The organism is Microvirga mediterraneensis, assembly GCF_013520865.1.
In the GTDB taxonomy this organism is placed as follows: Bacteria; Pseudomonadota; Alphaproteobacteria; order Rhizobiales; family Beijerinckiaceae; genus Microvirga; species Microvirga mediterraneensis.
Window position 1 is genome coordinate 4,582,718 of record NZ_JACDXJ010000001.1, and the last position, 18,264, is coordinate 4,600,981.

At 60.9% G+C, this 18,264-nt stretch carries 12 protein-coding genes, 1 tRNA gene and 1 riboswitch; of the genes, 9 read left to right on the plus strand and 4 right to left on the minus strand.

Translation table 11 applies throughout. From position 1 onward, the window contains the following. The first annotated feature begins 154 nt into the window (after positions 1-154). From H0S73_RS21780 to H0S73_RS21820, 9 genes are all read left to right on the plus strand, one after another. A tRNA-Ser gene (locus H0S73_RS21780) sits at positions 155-244 on the plus strand. A gap of 462 nt (positions 245-706) precedes the next feature. Further along, positions 707-2,233: a DUF4153 domain-containing protein gene (locus H0S73_RS21785; protein WP_181054095.1), complete on the plus strand. Its 1,527-nt coding sequence runs from the start codon at positions 707-709 to the stop codon at positions 2,231-2,233. A 9-nt stretch (positions 2,234-2,242) separates the two neighbouring features. Further along, complete coding sequence (locus H0S73_RS21790) at positions 2,243-2,944, plus strand: response regulator (protein WP_181054096.1); 702 nt, start codon at positions 2,243-2,245, stop codon at positions 2,942-2,944. After that, positions 2,941-4,527, plus strand: coding sequence for an ATP-binding protein (locus H0S73_RS21795; RefSeq protein WP_181054097.1), 1,587 nt, complete (start codon positions 2,941-2,943; stop codon positions 4,525-4,527). Before H0S73_RS21790 ends, H0S73_RS21795 begins: the two co-directional genes overlap by 4 nt. Positions 4,528-5,747: 1,220 nt before the next feature. Beyond that, complete coding sequence (locus H0S73_RS26295) at positions 5,748-6,206, plus strand: L,D-transpeptidase (RefSeq protein WP_343058433.1); 459 nt, start codon at positions 5,748-5,750, stop codon at positions 6,204-6,206. A 38-nt stretch (positions 6,207-6,244) separates the two neighbouring features. Then, a riboswitch (glycine riboswitch) is annotated at positions 6,245-6,333 on the plus strand. A 483-nt stretch (positions 6,334-6,816) separates the two neighbouring features. Continuing rightward, the gene (locus H0S73_RS21805; protein WP_181054099.1) at positions 6,817-9,234 is read left to right on the plus strand and encodes a penicillin-binding protein 1A; all 2,418 of its coding nucleotides are present in this window, start codon (positions 6,817-6,819) and stop codon (positions 9,232-9,234) included. A 26-nt stretch (positions 9,235-9,260) separates the two neighbouring features. After that, on the plus strand, positions 9,261-9,905 hold the full coding sequence (locus H0S73_RS21810; RefSeq protein WP_181054100.1) for a trimeric intracellular cation channel family protein: 645 nt from the start codon (positions 9,261-9,263) through the stop codon (positions 9,903-9,905). Positions 9,906-10,372: 467 nt separating this feature from the next. Beyond that, positions 10,373-11,386, plus strand: a complete 1,014-nt coding sequence (locus tag H0S73_RS21815) for an AraC family transcriptional regulator (protein ID WP_181054101.1) — start codon at positions 10,373-10,375, stop codon at positions 11,384-11,386. A 181-nt stretch (positions 11,387-11,567) separates the two neighbouring features. Then, positions 11,568-15,290 carry an autotransporter domain-containing protein gene (locus tag H0S73_RS21820; protein WP_181054102.1) on the plus strand — a complete coding sequence of 1,241 codons (3,723 nt, stop codon included), beginning with the start codon at positions 11,568-11,570 and terminating at the stop codon, positions 15,288-15,290. Positions 15,291-15,330: 40 nt separating this feature from the next. Here H0S73_RS21820 and rraA read toward each other — a convergent pair whose 3' ends face one another. The 4 genes from rraA to H0S73_RS21840 all read right to left on the minus strand — a co-directional run bounded on the left by rraA (position 15,331) and on the right by H0S73_RS21840 (position 18,264). Then, positions 15,331-15,975, minus strand: a complete 645-nt coding sequence (gene rraA / locus H0S73_RS21825; RefSeq protein WP_202049843.1) for a ribonuclease E activity regulator RraA — start codon at positions 15,973-15,975, stop codon at positions 15,331-15,333. Positions 15,976-16,124: 149 nt separating this feature from the next. Beyond that, the gene (locus H0S73_RS21830) at positions 16,125-16,850 is read right to left on the minus strand and encodes an amino acid ABC transporter ATP-binding protein (RefSeq protein ID WP_181054426.1); all 726 of its coding nucleotides are present in this window, start codon (positions 16,848-16,850) and stop codon (positions 16,125-16,127) included. Then, positions 16,850-17,521, minus strand: coding sequence for an ABC transporter permease subunit (locus H0S73_RS21835; RefSeq protein ID WP_181054103.1), 672 nt, complete (start codon positions 17,519-17,521; stop codon positions 16,850-16,852). The genes H0S73_RS21830 and H0S73_RS21835 overlap by 1 nt, the downstream gene beginning before the upstream one ends. 5 nt (positions 17,522-17,526) lie before the next feature. Next, positions 17,527-18,264, minus strand: a complete 738-nt coding sequence (locus H0S73_RS21840) for an amino acid ABC transporter permease (RefSeq protein WP_181054104.1) — start codon at positions 18,262-18,264, stop codon at positions 17,527-17,529.

The following is an 18,264-nucleotide window of genomic DNA, read 5'->3' on the forward strand; positions in this document are numbered from 1 at the left end:
CAAAGGCGATTCCGGCTAAATTGTCACAAGTTCGGTCTTGCCTTTTCCCCCGGTTTGGCGATACACGAGCGCTCCGCCGACGATGTCGCGGAGAACCGGACCGGCCCGTCCAGCAAGACGACGCCGCGGTTCCTGGGCCTTGAAGGCTCATGCTGGAGGGGTGGCCGAGTGGTTGAAGGCGCACGCCTGGAAAGTGTGTATACGGGAAACCGTATCGCGGGTTCGAATCCCGCTCCCTCCGCCATTATTTAAATTCCTGACATCGCAGGATTTTTTCGCGGCATCTTCTCCTGAATGCCAGTGTTCAATTGTGGAGTAGCTGTTCTCTGTGCTCCTCTCTAAAGCGGCCTTGAAGGCGATTTCGCCTTCAATTCCGGGCCCCTTCTCCCCCCAAACCACCCAGGCGGGTTGTGGGACTAGCGGCGGCTCCTGCACAAATTCTGCAGAACAATCCTTAAATCCTGCGCAGCGTCTGTCATCTTTGTGCAAAGCAGCCTGTCAGCTTTGCCGGCATGAACTCATCCGACCAATCGCCTCCCGTTTTACCCACCCGCCTTCTGAAAGATGGCTGGTGGCTCTTTCGGGAGAATGACAAACCGTCAGCCATTATCCTCACCTTTCCTGAAAGGCAGAAGGAGCAGTCTGAACGGAACGAGAGATCGGATGGGACCTCAGTTCACTCCTCACAAAGACAGGCCGATTTCCCATGACCGCTGCCCTGAAGCCTCTAGCCAATCTGGCCCATTCTACATTCAGCACAAAGCTAGCCTTGGCCCTCGTCATTGCCGCATTCGGTGACTGGCTTTTCTACGATCATGGTGTCGGCCTATCGCTGGTCATCTTCTTGGCCATTCTTGCCGGTGCTGCATGCTTCATGAGCCCGAGCCGTGAGCGTCGCGGCCTGTTGATTGCCCCCATCCTCCTGACCATTGCGTTCCTGCCACTCCTCGAATCCACCGGGATCATTTCCATGTTCTTCGGTATCTTGGGGACGGCCCTGGCCGCCGTCGTAGTAACGGGCGGCATCTCCAGGGGCTGGAATATTTTGGCAGCCTCAACACAAAGGCTGCTTCTCACCGGGGCACTCCAAATCATCCCCGATTTTGTCCAGGCGAGACGGGAAGCCCAACGGCGAGGTCGCAAGTGGCTAAGATTGGAGGCCGTGTCAGGCTGGGTTATCCCAGTCCTATGCTGCGCCGTTTTCGTTGCCCTATTTGCCTCCGCCAATCCCTTGATCGAACAATGGTTGTCCGTATTCGATCCGTCTCGGCTGAGCTGGGAGATCAATTTCGCACGGATGGCCGTCTGGATCATTCTGCTCGCTGTTATCTGGCCTTTCCTCTCGGTGCATCTGTGTGAGAAGCCATTGATCAAACAGAGCCTCTTGAGGGCCGATGCTCAGAATATTAAAGGCAGCAACCTCCTTTTCGGACCGGCAGCCATCCTGCGGTCGCTGGTTGTCTTCAACGTGTTGTTCGCCGTGCAATCCGGTCTCGACGCTGCTTATCTGTGGGGCGGGGCGACGCTGCCGGAAGGCATGACATATGCCACTTATGCACACCGCGGAGCCTATCCCCTGATCGTCACTGCGCTTCTGGCCGCCGGGTTTGTGCTAGCCGCCATGCGTCCTGGCGGAGCCGGTGAGCAATCGCCCATCATCCGACAGCTGGTTTACCTCTGGATAGGGCAGAATGTCCTACTCTCGGTCTCCTCGATCCTGCGCCTCGAATTGTACGTCGCCACTTACTCTCTGACCTTGTTGCGTGTGGCAGCCTTCCTCTGGATGCTGCTCGTAGCTGTCGGCCTCATGTCCATCATGGCTCGCATCGCCCTGCGGCGCTCCAACAGCTGGCTTGTTGGGGCCAATGTGCTTTCTCTTGCCCTCACTCTCTATGCCTGCAGCTTCGTAAACTTTGCCGCGGTTATTGCAAACCACAACTTATCTCAGAGGCGTGAAGCTATTCAGGGAACGCCCTTGGTTGACACCGGGTATATCCGGACATTGGGTCCGCACGTCATCCCGGCCATCGACCGCTATATCGCACGCAAAAATCTGACCGCCCCCGACAGCCTTGTCCAATGGCGCAACCGGGCTGCGGCTGCCCATACCGAGCGCATGAAGGACTGGCGAGTCTGGACATTCCGCGACCTGCGCCTGAAACACTATCTCGCCAAGCGAATGGATGGTAAAGCAACAGGTCTTGCGACGATCAATGAGTTCATCACACCCTAGGAGACAGGAGTGGCACACCGGATCCTCGTCGTCGATGACGACCCGCATATCCGCGAGGTTATCTGCTTTGCCCTCGAAAAAGGCGGGATGGCGACCTCGATTGCCCGCGATGGCAAGGAAGCGCTCAAACGCTTTCGAGAGACTAATCCGGACTTGATCGTGCTAGACATCGGCATGCCTGAGATGGATGGACTGGAGGTCTGCCGTCAGATTCGGAAGGAATCCGATGTCCCAATCCTGTTTCTCTCGGCGCGCGATGAGGAGATTGATCGCATCCTCGGTCTGGAGATTGGAGGCGACGATTACGTTACAAAGCCTTTTAGCCCACGGGAGCTCGTTACTCGCGTCAATGTCATTCTCAGGCGCACCGCTGCGAAGGACGTACTGGCACCTGAATCGAAGCTCCTGTCTCAGGGGCAGCTATCAATGGACCCTCTCCGCCATACGGTTATGTTCAATGGCTCCCCTATCACGCTTACCGCGATCGAGTTCATGATCGTGAAGAGTTTCCTCGCCCGGCCCGGGATCGTGCTGACACGTGAGCAGATTATAGATGCTGCCTACAGCATTCAGATCTACGTTTCCGATCGGACAATCGACAGCCACATTCGTAACATCCGAGCAAAATTCACAGCGGCGGGTTGTGTCAGCATCATTGATACGGTCCATGGGGTAGGCTTTAGATTGGGCCTCTGTGAGGCCACCTTATGACAAGTCAGGTTGCAACCAAGTGGCGCCCGACCCTCGGAATGATTGTGTTCGCTGTGCTCGCAACGGTGCTGGCCCTTCCTCTCGTCAGCTTGGTCTTCTTTCGGCTGTATGAGAACGAGCTCATTCGTCAAACTGAAGCGGAACTCATTGCACAAAGCGCTGCACTCGCAGCAATCTTTGGGCAGGAGGTAGAAGCAACGTCTGACATGAACCTATTGTCCGGTGCCCTGGTCAATCCTGTAGTCTCTGGTCATGGGGAATTTGATCACTTCCTTCAGCCATCTCTCGACTTGGCCCGCGACAATGTCCTTGGACCGCGACCGGAAGCTGCCCCATCCCTCAGGCCGCCTGCTGCTCCTCTGATCGCGATTGGCCAACGTCTACAGCGTATCGTGCAGCAGACACAATCCATAACCCTGGCAGGCTTCAGGCTACTCGACACACAAGGTGTGGTAATCGCAGGCCGTGATGAAGTAGGTTTATCCCTAGGCCATATCGGAGAAGTCGAACAAGCTCTTCAGGGTCGCTATAAAGCGGTGCTGCGCGCGCGCATCTCCAACGAGCCGCCTCCACCGCTTTATTCGCTAAGCCGAGGCACGAGCGTTCGGATCTTCGCGGCCATGCCTGTTATCGTGCAAGGTCACGTGGTAGGCGCGATCTACGCATCCCGCACACCGAACAACATTATTAAGCATATTTATGATCAGCAGCGAAAGCTGATCCTTGCTGGCCTGTCGATTCTTGGAGCAACGCTGATCATTGGCCTGATCTTCTCGCGCGCCATCACTAGGCCGCTCCATGCGCTTGTCGCACGAACGATCGAAGTGGGTCATGGCAGGCGTGAAGCATTGCAACCGCTTGCTCACCATGGAACCCGAGAGATCGCAGTTTTGTCTCAGAGCTTTATCGACATGGCCAAGCGTCTCCATAATCGCTCGGATTATATTGCGACATTTGCGGCCCATGTGACACATGAACTTAAAACACCCCTCACTTCGATTCAGGGTGCAGCGGAGCTATTGCGGGATGATGCCGCTGCTGCATCAGGCTCTATGACTCCTCCGGAGCGGCTCCGCTTCCTCGACAACATCATTGCCGATACCTCTCATCTAACGCTCATGCTCCATCGACTGCGTGAGCTTGCCCGTGCTGAAAATCCACCTGTTGATGGGCAGACGAATCTCGCGACGGTTATTGCTGAGCTAAAGAATAGCTTTCCCGGCTTGAATATCAGAATCGATGGATCAATCGATTACCACGTCTCAATTTCTGCGGAGAACTTATCTATCGTATTCTCCCACCTCGCGGATAATTCCACTCGCCATTGCGCGCATACGCTCTGGATATCTGCATTCGCAACCAATCATGTTGTCGTCATCTCCGTACATGATGATGGAGACGGCATATCTCAGGCCAATCAAGCTAGGATTTTTGAGGCATTCTTCACGACACGCCGGGAGTCGGGCGGCACGGGAATGGGCCTCGGCATTGTCCAAGCCATGCTCCAGGCTCACCACGGATCGATTAGGCTTTTGCCCTCCGAGAAGGGCGCTACCTTTGAAATCCGACTGCCCGAGGCTTAAACCGACAGCCTCCGAGTGCTTCTTGAGTAAAAACTTACCTCATGTTCATGCTTTAAGGATCGCGGCATCTCGATCCCCATGCGCTATCCAGAACAGCTTACTCAGGTTCCGTGAACGCACTTACCGGAAATTCGCAGCCTTGAACCATCTGGCAATCGCTGCCGGCAGGAGTGCGACCGAGCTGTGAGACAGGGCTAACCAAGATTGGCTGCATCGTGTTTTAATATAATATATTATGTGCGGTTGCACACACCATCATACGCGGCACATCCTGACTTTCTTCCTGCGTGTGCATGAGGCTGATACGCTGGCCTGGTGTAAGCGATTTCATGGTGAGCCGTGCCCCGCCACAACCCTAGCTTGGACGAGCAGTGCTGCAAGGTTGAGGCGGCGCAAGAGCAACTGGCCCGCCATGAGAGATTGAGCCGGATCGCCCTGCTTTTGATCCTGCTCTTGGCCCTCGGCCTTCTGACTCTGGTACTGGGTCATCTCCGGCATTAGCCGTCGCCACAGACATGGGCGGCGCTGGCCACGGCGGCGGTCTTGTGAACGGGGAAGCTTGAACCTCCTGAAAAGGTGTCCAGGCGCGAGAAGCGGCGGCCGCGCCTTCATTAAGCGCCGGAGGAGCGCTGAGGGTCTGTGGTCAGGTGTGGGCTACGGTCTCCTGCGGTTCGCCCAGACGACGGTTCCATAGCGTCCCGTGCGGGCTGATCAGGCCCCTCACCCAGGATCAATGCTCCTTCTTCAATAACATGACGGCGCCGATAGAGGAGCTTGCTCAGCCGTGAGAGGTTCAAGTCAATGTTCAGTGCGTGGCGAACTTGGCGCTCATCCATCCGTGCCACGCTCTGCATCGGACCACCGATGCAGATTTACAACGTCCCGTCGAAACATCGCGAGCGGTCAATCCACGCCACACCTTGGCCATAAAGGGGCTGGCATTAAGGTCAGCATTATTGACCCAAATGGAGAAGAAATTGCCGTTTTCCCTGAGCCGGCGGATGTTCCTTGCCGGGATGCCACTGTCGCTGACTGCCTGCGTATCAGCCGGTCGGACTGCCCTGCCGTCAAGGCCTGCCATCAGCCCTGCCGTCACCGCTATGTATGCCGCGCTGCCAGATGAGCGATTTCCGGTTCCCGCAATCGACGTCAGCCAAGTTCCTCCGCAATACATCCGGCAGGTCGTTGACTTCCAGGGTCCGGAGCAACCTGGAAGCATTGTGGTCGATCCCTCGCGGCGGTTCCTTTACCTCGTCCAGGAGAACGGGACGGCGCTCCGCTACGGCTGCGGCGTCGGCAAGGCCGGCTTCGACTATCAGGGCAGTGCCGTGGTCGGACGCAAGGCCGCGTGGCCGCGCTGGACGCCCACGCCGAACATGATCAAACTCGAGCCGGGACGCTATGGTCCGTACGCCGGCGGCGTGGAGGGCGGCCTCGACAATCCCCTCGGTGCGCGGGCTCTCTACTTGTACCACGATGGCCGCGACACGCTCTACCGCATCCACGGCACGAACGAGCCCGACACCATCGGCCACTCCGTCTCAAGCGGGTGCATCCGGCTGTTCAACCAGGACATCATCGACCTGCATCGTCGGGTACCTGTTGGTACGAGCGTCACGGTGCTGAATGCCGACGCCGGAGACAGGACGATGCCGTCCGCATCTGCTGTGGGCGTCTGACCAACACACTTCTGCCCTAAACCAATGTAGATTGACCTTAGCAATGAGCGGGAGAGAGCCAGCACGCTGGCCGCCGAAGGAGCAACTGCCCCGGAAACTCTCAGGCACCCAGGACCGCTTCGTTGCCCAACACTCTGAAAAGTGGAGCACTGCGCTCCCGCCCATGGTGAAAGTCGCGGCTGCCCTGTGCGTCCCGACGAAACTCTCAGGCCAATGACAGAGGGGGCTCCTTCCGCAGCATCGCCTGCGGACCGTAACGGAGCCTGCAGAATGCGCCATCCCGAGCATCCACAAGTCATGATGCATCTCGTTCATCCCGACCACGGGCGAAGAAGTCCATGGGACGCATCCGGCCGCACGTGAGCCGCTTACACACCGCAATTCACTTGAGAACGCCAGCCGAGTGTCTCCGCGGCGCCTCGCGCATCCGACGCCCGGCATGGTCTCGCGCGCATCACATGATGAGCGAAGGATGACGGCTACCTGCTCGAACGAGCCGCTAGACCTCGTCCTGTGTGAGAAGCACGCCGGCGTTCTCATCCTCATTCGTCATTGAGCGGCTTCCTTTCGCGCAAGCGGAAAGGGCCTGCCCGAAACTCAGGTGTTCAGAATGCGCTTCGTTCTTCGTTTTTTCGGCTTTGCCGTGGCTCTTGCCTCGCTTCTTCTGGTCAGCGTCTCGCTGGCCGTCGGAGTCCTGCTGTGGCACCTCTCCGCCAACCTCCCTGACCACGCCGAGCTCGCGCGCTACGAGCCCGCGACGACGACGCGCCTGCATGCTGCCGACGGGAGGGTCATCGCCGAATACGCGCGAGAGAACCGGCTGTACCTTCCCCTGGGGGCCGTGCCGGGACGGATCGTCGCCGCCTTCCTGTCGGCGGAGGATCGACACTTCTACGAACATAACGGAATCGATCCCAAGGGTATCGGCCGCGCCCTGCTCGCCAACTTCGCCGGCACCGCGGGCCGCCCGCAGGGCGCCTCGACGATCACCCAGCAGGTGGCCAAGAACCTTCTGCTGTCGCGGGAGCAGACCTACAGTCGCAAGATCAAGGAGATCCTGCTCGCCTTCCGGATAGAGGAAACGTTCAGCAAGGATCGCATCCTCGAACTCTACCTCAACGAGATCTATTTCGGCATGGGTCACTACGGCATCGCCGCGGCTGCGTTAGGTTACTTCGACAAGTCCGTGCAGGAGCTGAGCCTAGCGGAGGCGGCCTACCTCGCCGCTCTCCCGAAGGGGCCGAACAACTATCATCCCTTTCGCCAGCCCGAGGCGGCCATGGCCCGCCGCAACTGGGTGCTGGAGCGGATGGCCGCCAACGGCTACATCGCACAGCACGAAGCGGACGGGGCAATGGAGGAAGCGTTCGTCGTCAGTCCCCGTTCGGTCTCGCCGCACGAGACTCAGGCGGGCTACTTCGCCGAGGAGGTCCGGCGCGAACTCGCCAATCGCTACGGCGAGGCGGCGCTCTACGAGGGCGGCCTTTCGGTTCGCACGACGCTCGATCCGAAGATGCAGGCCGTGGCCCGCAAGAGCCTTGTCGATGGACTTGTCCGCTTCGACGAAGCACGGGGCTGGCGTGGAACCGAGACGCACCTCACGTCTGTCGAGGGCGACTGGGGAGCAAGGCTCGCCGAACTGCCGGCATTCGAGGATATCCGCCCGTGGCAGCAGGCCGTCGTGCTCACGGTCGACGCCAAGGGCGCCCGCATCGGCCTTCGACCGGACAGGGATGCGACTGGATCCGTCGAGACAGCTCGCCGCACCGGACGGATCGTGAGCCGGGGCATCCGGTGGACGGGCAAGAGCCGCGCGAACGACGTCTTGCGCGTCGGCGACGTCGTCCATGTCGAGCCGATCAGCAAGGCATCGAAGGAGTATCGGCTGCGGCAGATCCCCGAGATCTCGGGAGCTTTGGTCGCACTGGAGCCGGATACCGGGCGCATCCGCGCCATGGTGGGCGGCTTCTCGTTCAGCCAGAACGAGTTCAATCGCGTCACTCAGGCTTGGCGCCAGCCCGGCTCCACGTTCAAGGCCGTTGTCTACGCGGCGGCCCTGGACAACGGCTACACACCGTCCAGCCTCGTGCTCGATGCACCCCTGTCCATCGAGCAGGGAGCAGGACAGGCGCCGTGGTCCCCAGGCAACCACAACGGCCGCTACGACGGCCCGTCCACGCTCCGCATGGGACTGGAGCGCTCCAAGAATGTGATGACGGTCAGGCTGGCGCGGGACATCGGGATGCCGCTTGTGTCCGACTATGCTCGGCGCCTCGGTGTCCAGGACGACTTGCCTCCGCTGCTCGCGATGGCCCTCGGAGCCGGCGAGACGACGGTGCTGCGGATGACCACGGCCTATGCAATGTTCGTCAATGGCGGCCGTCATATCCGGCCCACCTTGATCGACTACATCCAGGACCGTCATGGGACGACCATCTTCCGGCACGACCGGCGGACATGCACTGGCTGCGCAGCTCCCTCCTGGCGCGACCAGGGCCTCCCCAAGCTGGCCGACCAGACGGAGCAGATCATCGATCCGCTGACGGCTTACCAGGTGACATCACTGCTCGAGGGTGTGGTCGAACGCACCCTGCCGCGGGTGTTCTCCGGGTTCGATCGACCGCTCGCCGGCAAAACCGGGACGACCAACGACGCAAAGGATCTGTGGTTCGTCGGCTCGACGCCGGAACTCGCCGTCGGCGTGTTTCTCGGTTACGACCGGCCCCGCTCGCTCGGCAGGTCGGCCTATGGCTCAGGGCACGCCGCTCCCATCGTTCGAGCCTTCCTGGAACAGGCGCTCGCGGGCAGGCCTCAAGCAAGCTTTCGCGTTCCGGCCGGCATCAAGCTGATCCCCGTAGACCCCCATACAGGCGGGCGCCGTGCGCCCGGAGCAGGCGTGATCCTGGAGGCGTTCAAACCGGGCACGGAGCCGCCGGCTGCGGCGCCTTCCCCGGTGGCCGACTGGGGCCCGGCCGACATCCCGGCCCAGGAGGCTTATGCCCCTTCTGGCCCCACCTATTTCCGCTGATGACGCTCACGATGGAACCCTGACTGATGTTCGATACCTTTGCCGCCTTGCTCGATTGGTTCGGGATCGTCGTGTTCGCCACTACCGGGGCGCTGGTCGCCTCGCGCAAGCAGATGGACTTGATCGGCTTTGTGCTGCTCGGAACCGCAACCGGGATCGGTGGCGGAACGATCCGCGACATCCTCATCGACTCGCTCCCGGTCTTCTGGGTGCGGGAGCCAGCCTATCTGATCACCTGCGTGCTGGTCTCCTGCGCGGCGTTCTTCCTCGCCCACATCCCGCAATCGCGGCTGAAGCTTCTGCTGTGGTTCGATGCGGTCGGCATGGCCCTGTTCGCCGTGACCGGGGCTGAAAAGGCCCTGCTGGCCGAGGCCGCCCCCGTCGTGGTCGTTGCGATGGGAGTGATCACGGCCACTTTTGGCGGCATCGTCAGGGATATCCTGGGTGGCGAAAGCCCGGTCATCCTCAGCCGCGAGATCTATGTGTCGGCGGCGCTGGGCGGAGCGGCGATCTTCGTCGCGCTCGCAGTGGCAGGCATCGCACGGGAATATGCGCTGGCCGGAGGTTTCTGTGCCGCGTTCGCGATCCGGGCAGCCGCTTTGCGGTGGGACTGGTCCCTGCCGCGCTATCGGCCGCGGCCTGGGCGCACGCGGGAGGAGATCGATCCATGACGGGCCCGGACGCCAACGTAGAGGTGTTGCCACTAACGTGGCAACACCTCTCTTGTTTGACCGCATTTTTTGACGGTGAACCGGATCCACTTCACCGAAAAATGCTCTAGGCCTCATCCATTCGCCACGAACCGGAATGGAAACCCGCTATGGGAGGGCTCGCTTCTCGATCTCCGGAGCAGAGCGCTGAACTCAACGAAGGACGCTGGATCGGTCGATGGCGACACCGAGTTCCTGCAACCTCTCGGCAAGAGTGCAATGGCTGATCCCGTATCTTCACTCCCAGCGTCCGCACGGCAGAATGACCGCGACCGGAAAACGGCGGCGCTTGAACAACGACAATAGGGCCGCTCCTTACATACCCACCCTCATGACACGACCGAAGTTAAGGCGACGAGGCAGGATGTCTTCAGCCTGAGGCAGGCTCCCTCCGGGCAAGTGCTCCGTCTCGCCGGCAGCATTCAAATATGGAATCGATGCAGGTTTTGGACGTTGCCGCGCCTGTGGGAATTTTTGTACATCAGGGACGTGAGATCATTCCCGGCGACAACGATGGACGGGTTAGGAGTCCGAATGACTGCGATGGTTATATCGTAATGGACCTGCCGGGCATCGCAGGCCAGAGGAATTATCCGCTGGCGAGGCCTCATCTGGTCGATGACCCTTATGTCCTCCGGGCCGTCGATCATGTCGAGCAGGCGCTTTCGGAGCCCCTCACATTGAACGATGTCGCAGCAAAGGCTGGATTGAGCCCCTTTCACTTCCACCGCCGGTTCGCCGCCAGCATGGGCGAAACGATCGGAGATTACATCCGTATCGCGCGACTCAGCCTCGCTGCCTCCCTCATTGCACGATCCGAGACCGCCATCCTGGAGGCTGCTTTGCGCACTGGCTACGGTAGCCAAGCCGCCTTCACGCGAGCTTTCGGGAAGCAATTCGAGCACACGCCGAAAAACCTTCGCGCGTTGGTCCTCGAACGTGCTCCATCGCCCACCGCTCTCCACCGTGACTTCGCCGGCGCTGCAAGTCTGCAGGTGCAGCCCGGAACGCCCCTGATCGGAATGCGCTTCCACGGCGGATACGATCAGGTTTTGACGCATTGGCGCCATTTCGCCCGGTACCTGCTCCGAACCGGTTTCAACCTTGATCGGGCCCAGGCCGTGGGCGTTCTTTACGATGACCCGGGCATCACCCCTGCTAACCGCATCCGGTATGATTGCTGCATGATCGACGCGGGATGGCCGGACCATTTTATCGAGTCGCCCTTGCGGCGCCTGAACCTACAAGTCGGAGCCTACGCCCAGGTGAAAGTGGACGGCGAATATCGCCTCGTGAGCGAGAGCATCTTCAGCCTCTGCGTGCTGTGGCTGCAGAGGCACCGGCGGGGTCTCGGCAACGGTCTTGCCTACGAGATCTACAGCGCTCCCCCCTGGACCGGTAGCGGTGACATCTCAGCCACAGTGCTCGTCCCGATCCTCTGAAATCCGCCAAACAGCAATCCTGATCAAACCCAGCTTTCAACAGGATGCTAGGACGCAACAGTCCAACAACATCCCATTGCCGGACCGGAGAAACCTGATGTCATTTTGGCGAATGTCGCTGCTGTCCAGCACGTCTGCTCAAACGGTTCTCGCAGCAACGGCAGGACTCGGGCTCTTGGGAATGTCGACAACTCCTGCGGCTTCGCAGGCCTGGTGGATTTCCGACGCAGCCGAACTCAATGCCGCAATCGGCTACGAGAACCAGTACAATGTCGGGACTCTCTTCCTCATCACGAACTCCTTCACTGCCGCCAATCCGACGCTCGTTCAGGTCGTTCCGACAATCCACCTGCAGAATTATGCGATCGGCATTTCCGGCCTGAGCGGGGCTGGTGGTTTCAACGTCTACAGCTACGGTCTCGGAACTCTGACCCTGACCGGGATCAACAGCTTTACGGGCGGACTTGGCATCAATAGTGCGACCGTGCGCATTGACGGTGGCGCAGCCCTGGGCGGAGGTGCAGTCGCGCTCAACAGCGCGACATTGCAGCTTACGAACAACGCGTCCTTATACAACGGCATCTCTCTCGGGAACCTTGGGGCCACGATCGACACTGCCGGCTTTAGTCTCACGGCCAATGGACCGATCAGCGGACCTGCTGGCATGTTCCTCATCGGTGGCGGGACCTTGACCCTGACCGGGGCCAATACTTACGCCGGCGGTACAACAGTCAATAATGGAAGGGCGATCGTAGCGGCTTCGGGAGCTCTCGGCACAGGGCCTGTGATTCTGAACGGCGATACCGCCTCCCTCAGTTTCGATGGTGCTGCTGTCAATGCGGGCCCGTTGAACATTGCTCTCAACGATTCCAGCCAACTCACCTTTCGCAATGGAGCAAGTGCTGGAGGATCGACGATCACCGTCGCGGCCGACGCTACCCCTCGCCTCGGGGCAGGCTTGTTCTTCGGAACCGGAGCGACAGCCGACAACGCGACGATCGTCAATGAGCTCGCCCCGGGCTATTCCGGCGTAACATTCCGAAGCGGCAGCAATGCCGGTAACGCGACGATCGAGAACCGCAATGGCAGTGTTACGGGTTTTGAGGGCACCAGCTCCGGAGGATCGGCGACGATCACGAACCGAAGCTTCGGAACCGTCCTGTTCCAAGACAGCTCGACAGCCGGATCGGCCACCATCATCAACGAGGCGTCGGGGCAGGCATATTTCTCGTCCAATGCCACAGGCGGCAACGCCCGGATGGTCAACAAGGCCGGTGGCCTCGTCGATATCTCGGCCCTCAATGGAGCCGGCATCACGTTTGGTTCGATCGAAGGGGGCGGCCGGTTCAATCTGGGCTCCAAAACGCTGACGGCTGGCAGCAACGATCGCTCCACCACAGTGTCGGGTCTCATCCAGGGCATCGGCTCCCTCGTGAAGACGGGCTCGGGAGAGATGACGCTGTCGGGGACGAACACGTACACCGGCGGCACCACGATCACCGACGGCACGATTGCCGTGTCACAAAACACAAACCTGGGCGCAAGCGGCGACCTCACCCTTGATGGCGGCGCCTTGCGGGCCATCTCCACCTTCACCACCAGTCGGGCCGTCACGCTCGGACCCGCAAATGGTCTGTTTGAGGTCGATGCCGGCGCGAACCTGACTCTCGACGGCGTGATCAGCGGGGTCGGTGGGCTCGCTAAGGCGGGCGAAGGCACACTCCACCTGAATCACGCCAACACCTATTCCGGTGGAACCCAGATTCACGACGGCGCGCTCTATGTCGGCGCGAACGGCGCGCTCGGTACCGGCCCTGTGCTTGTGGAAGGGCCGACCGCTGACGTGCGGCTCGGCCCCGGCGTCAGCGCTGGGGATCTGGCCATGACACTCGATGGCGGACGCCTGTTCTTCAGCGATCGATCAAGCGCCGGAAACGCCAGAATCAGGAGCCAGGCCGGTGGATCCGTGCGGTTCGAGGGCGGCGCCTCTGCGGGAGGGGCCGCATTCGACAATGTCGGGGGCACGATCGCCTTCACCGCCGACTCCACGGCAGACCATGCGGCGATCAATAACCGTGCGGACGGCCGCATCGATCTCAGCGGCCACACGGGCCCTCTGGCCATCGGCTCATTGACCGGTGCGGGCACCGTGTTCCTGGGCGGCAATACATTGATCCTGGGCCGCAACAACGCCAGCAGCGTGCTCGAAGGCAGTCTGCGCGACGGCGGGCTCATGGCCGGTCTGGGTGGCGGACTGATCAAGGCTGGCACCGGAGCTCTCGAACTGACGGGTGCGAGTACCTACACCGGGGAGACGCTGGTGCAGGCCGGAACCCTGAAGGTGAACGGCTCACTTGTTTCCTCGCCGGTGACCGTACAAGCCGACGCTGCACTCTCCGGCGCCGGCACGGTTGGCGGGATCTTGGCTCGATACGGGTCCACGATTGCGCCCGGCAATTCGATCGGCGCGCTCAACGTCGCTGGTAGTGTGGCCTTCAGCGCAGGCTCGATCTACGCGGTGGAGATCGATAGCGCCGGCCGGTCTGACCTTATTACCGCGACCGGAGCGGCGTCGCTTGCCGGCGGGACGGTCCAGGTCCTGCCGGACCAAGGAACAGGCTACAAGGCCAATAGCCCCTACACCATCCTCAGCGCCCGCAGCGGCGTGACAGGAACCTTCACGGGCACCACAGGTGGAGAATTCGCGTTCATCGTACCGACACTTGGCTACACCAACGATAAGGTCACTCTGACCATGGTGCGAAAGGTCGAGCCACAGCAGCCCGAGCCGCCTCTTCCGCCGCAGCCGGTGGCGTTCCACTCGGTAGCTCAAACCAGAAATCAGTACACCACCGCTGATGGTGTCGAGGCGCTCGGAGCCGGCAATCGCCTGTACGACGCCGTGCTCGGCACCAGCGCGCCCGGAGCGCGGCAGGCCTTCGATGCTCTTTCTGGGGAGGCGCATGCGACGGCCGCGGGTGTCGCGCTGGGCGATGCCGAGCGGGTGCGCAACGGCCTTCTCACGCGCCTGCGCCAGCCGCTGGCCGCCCGCCCGGCCCAGCCCGACGCCCCTGCGCCCGGCCGCTTCGCCCTGTGGGGCGAGGGCTTCGGCTCCTGGGGGCGGGCCGGCGCCAACGGCAACGCCGCCGGCCTCGACACCGCCACCGGCGGCTTCATCCTCGGCGCCGACGCTCCGGTGGCCGACGCGGTCCGGCTCGGCCTGGCCGGCGGGTTGATCCGCACCGGCTTCGACATCGACGGGCGCCTCGCGTCGGGCCGCACCGAGAGCGTGTTCGGCGCGCTCTACGGCTCCGGCGCCTGGGGCGGGGTCACGCTGCGGCTGGGCGCGGCCTCTGCAGGGCATGCCCTCGAGGTGAACCGCGCCATCCGCTTCCCCGGCTTCCGCGACCAGACCGGCGCCTCCTATGACGGCTGGAGCGCGCAGGCCTTTGGCGAGGCCGGCTATCGGATCGACCTGGGGCCGGTGCAGCTGGAGCCGTTCGCCGGCGCCGCCGTGCTGCGGCTGCACACGGACGGCTTTGCCGAGGACGGCGGCGCCGCGGCCCTGACCGGCTCTGCCCGCGTCCACGCCCTGGCCACCACCACGCTGGGCGTGCGGGCCGAGGCCCGGTTGAGCGACACGGTGCCGCTGGTGGCGCGCGGCCTGCTCGGCTGGCGCCATGCCTATGGCGACGTCGAGCCTGCGGCGCTGCTGGCCTTCGGCGGCGGGGCGTCGGTCTTTTCGGTGGCGGGTACGCCGGTGGACCGGGATGCGCTGGTGGCCGAAGCCGGTCTCGACTGGCAGGCCTCGGACGCGATCAGTCTGGGCGTGGCCTATGCCGGCCAGATCGGCGCGCAGGCTCAGGAGCACGCCGTCAAGGGCAACCTCACCTGGCGCTTCTGAGGTCGCCATTTGTGAACCCACGGCTCACGATCAGCGAGTTTCACATGAGTTCGTGCAACCTCCGTGCGCTCACGACAACTCCATCCATATCGCAGTAGATGAACCGTCCTGGAGCGAACTCCACCCCGCCGACTTGGAATGAAGCGCCGATCACGCCCGTTCCGTTAAACGTACCACGGGCCGGGACGACGCCGAGCGCCATCACGCCAAGATTCATGGTTGCAAGCGCCTCGGTGTCGCGAACGGCACCAAAAACGAGTATTCCGGCCCAGCCGTTCTCGATTGCCTTGGTCGAAAGCCTGTCCCCTAGGAGAGCGCTCCGGGTCGATCCCCCACCGTCGACGACGAGGACCCGCCCCTGTCCAGGCTGTTCAAGGCATTGTCTGACCAGCGCCACATCCTCGTATGTACTGACGGTTTGAATCTCGCCGCTGAAGGACTTGCGGCCACCAAAGGTGCGGAACTGAACCAGACAGACTTCTAGTTCGCCCGCGAACTCATCGCAAAGATCGGCTGTCTTGAAAGCACTCGATATGTCCATCACGGTTCGGTCTTGCTCCGTCTTTGTGGAGATCGATTCAGGGGTTACCCAGCCAGCCTTTCGAACTGACTGAACTGGAATGACATAATCCGGTGTCGAATGACGCTGAGCAGGGTTATCGAAGCCGCCGATGTATCGGCCCACGTCCGCCTCGCTCTCGGCTCTAGAACATTCTGCGCCAGATCAATTTCGACTTCAAGTTCTTGAAGAAGGTCTCGACCACCGAACTATCATAACACTTACCGTTCCCCGGCATCGAAATCCGAATGCTGCGTTTCCTCAACTCAGCTGCTTTAGTGGAGGATCTTGCCCAGGAAATCTCGCGCTCGTTCGGATTTTGGTGCCGAGAAGAATTCGTCAGTTGGCGAAATTTCCACGATCGATCCGGCATCCATGAAAACCACCCGGTCGGCGACCTGGCGGGCAAATCCCATCTCATGCGTGACGCACAGCATGGTCATTCCGTCGCAGGCGAGCTCCGCCATGACGGTCAGGACTTCGTTGATCATCTCGGGATCGAGCGCCGAAGTCGGCTCATCGAACAGCATGACTTCGGGATCCATGGACAGTGAACGGGCAATGGCGACGCGCTGTTGCTGGCCGCCCGAGAGCTGGCTGGGATACTTGCGGGCATGGGCTGTCAGGCCAACGCGATCCAGTAGGGAAAGGGCTTTGCCTTCGGCATCGGCACCCGAACGCCTTAGCACCTTGATCTGGGCGATCGTCAGGTTTTCCAGCACCGTAAGGTGAGGAAACAGTTCGAAATGCTGAAACACCATGCCAATCCGCCGGCGCAGCGCCGGCAGTTTCACGCCGGCAGCCTTGATGGACTGGCCCTGAAAAAGGATGTCTCCCTTCTCGAAGCTCTCAAGCCCGTTGATCAGCTTGATCAGAGTCGACTTACCCGAGCCCGACGGTCCGCAGAAAATGACGACCTCGCCCTTTTCCACCTGCACACTGCAATCATGCAAAGCTTGAAAGTCTTGATACCACTTCGAGACGTTCTTCAGTTCGATCATCATCTTGTCAGTCCTGGCTGCAGTTTCCGGACCAGACCGCTGAGGCTCGAGCAGATGGCCCAATAAACGAATCCGGCGAAAACGAGCATTTGTATCAGGTTGCCGTCGCGTTCTCCGATACTGACCGCATTGCGGAAGAAATCGCCGAGCGAGATCACATAAACCAGCGACGTATCCTGAAAGATCACGATGCACTGCGTCACGATGATCGGCAGAACCGCCCGGAAAGCCTGCGGCAGAATGATATGGCGCATCGACTGCATGTAGGTCATGCCAAGCGACGCGGACGCGTTGAACTGCCCCCTGGACAGACCGGCGATGCCTGAGCGGATGATCTCGGCGAAGAACGCCGATTCAAGCAGAACGAACGCCACCATCGCCGATACCAGGCGAATATCGACGCTGGGCGAAATGTTGAAGGCTGCCTTCAGGGCCTGCGGCACGATGAGATAGAACCACAGAAGCAGCATCACCAGCGGGATCGATCGGAAAAGGGTGACGTAGATTCGTGTGAATGCCTGCAGGAACCTGCTTGTCGACGCTGCGAACAGGGCAAGCAGCGTCCCTCCTAAAAGACCGCCGATAATGGCGACGAATGTCACTTGAAGAGTGATCGCGATCCCGGTGCCTATGATGCCCCAAGCGGACACGATGTTCTGGAAGAACTCCATTCCCGTTATCCTCTCATCATGTCAGGGAGAGCTGCGCGCCGCCTGACCAGACTCATCACCTGCAGGATGACGAAATTGAGCAGCATGTAAGCGACCGTCACAACAATGAAGGACTCGTAAGGCTGGGCGGTATAATCGACCAATTGACGCGCCTGCCCGCTCAGTTCCAACAGTCCGATCGTGGAGGCGGCGGCCGAGTTTTTCGATATGATCAGGAACTCCGACGTCAATGGCGGGAGGATCTTCCGGAAGGCTTGCGGCAAAAGGATATGGCGAAAGCTCTGTAGTGTCGTGAAGCCGAGAGAGAGGGACGCCTGGATCTGACCGCGCGATAGCGATCCGATGCCGGCCCGCATCTGCTCGCAGATGCGGGCGCTGGTGAAGAAGCCGAGAGCGAGCACCGACATGACGAAGACCTGGGTCATGGGCGCGATGCTCTTGATCCAGTCGCCGATAGCGGTCGGCAAGATCTCGGGCACAACGAAGTACCAGATGAAGAACTGCACGATCAGGGGAACATTTCGAAAGACCGAGACATAGACTGCGCCGATCACGTCGCCCCCCCGGTCTGGCCACGCCCGGACAATTCCGAGCGTGGTGCCAAGCAGAAGCGCAAGCAGCCATGCCGCTATCGTCAGCGCCGACGTCACGATGAGCCCGTCAATGACCCAGCCGAGATATGTCGAATTTTCTCCTGTGGCGACCGGCTGCAGCAGAGCGTCCCAACTCCAGTTATAGGTCAT

Coding starts and splice junctions, on each gene's coding strand:
- H0S73_RS21785 (WP_181054095.1), top strand. CDS start 707: ATGACCGCTGCCCTGAAGCCTCTAGCCAATCTGGCCCATTCTACATTC.
- H0S73_RS21795 (WP_181054097.1), top strand. CDS start 2,941: ATGACAAGTCAGGTTGCAACCAAGTGGCGCCCGACCCTCGGAATGATT.
- H0S73_RS21805 (WP_181054099.1), top strand. CDS start 6,817: ATGCGCTTCGTTCTTCGTTTTTTCGGCTTTGCCGTGGCTCTTGCCTCG.
- H0S73_RS21810 (WP_181054100.1), top strand. CDS start 9,261: ATGTTCGATACCTTTGCCGCCTTGCTCGATTGGTTCGGGATCGTCGTG.
- H0S73_RS21815 (WP_181054101.1), top strand. CDS start 10,373: ATGGAATCGATGCAGGTTTTGGACGTTGCCGCGCCTGTGGGAATTTTT.
- H0S73_RS21820 (WP_181054102.1), top strand. CDS start 11,568: ATGTCGACAACTCCTGCGGCTTCGCAGGCCTGGTGGATTTCCGACGCA.
- H0S73_RS21830 (WP_181054426.1), bottom strand. CDS start 16,850: ATGATCGAACTGAAGAACGTCTCGAAGTGGTATCAAGACTTTCAAGCT.
- H0S73_RS21835 (WP_181054103.1), bottom strand. CDS start 17,521: ATGGAGTTCTTCCAGAACATCGTGTCCGCTTGGGGCATCATAGGCACC.
- H0S73_RS21840 (WP_181054104.1), bottom strand. CDS start 18,264: ATGACCTATAACTGGAGTTGGGACGCTCTGCTGCAGCCGGTCGCCACA.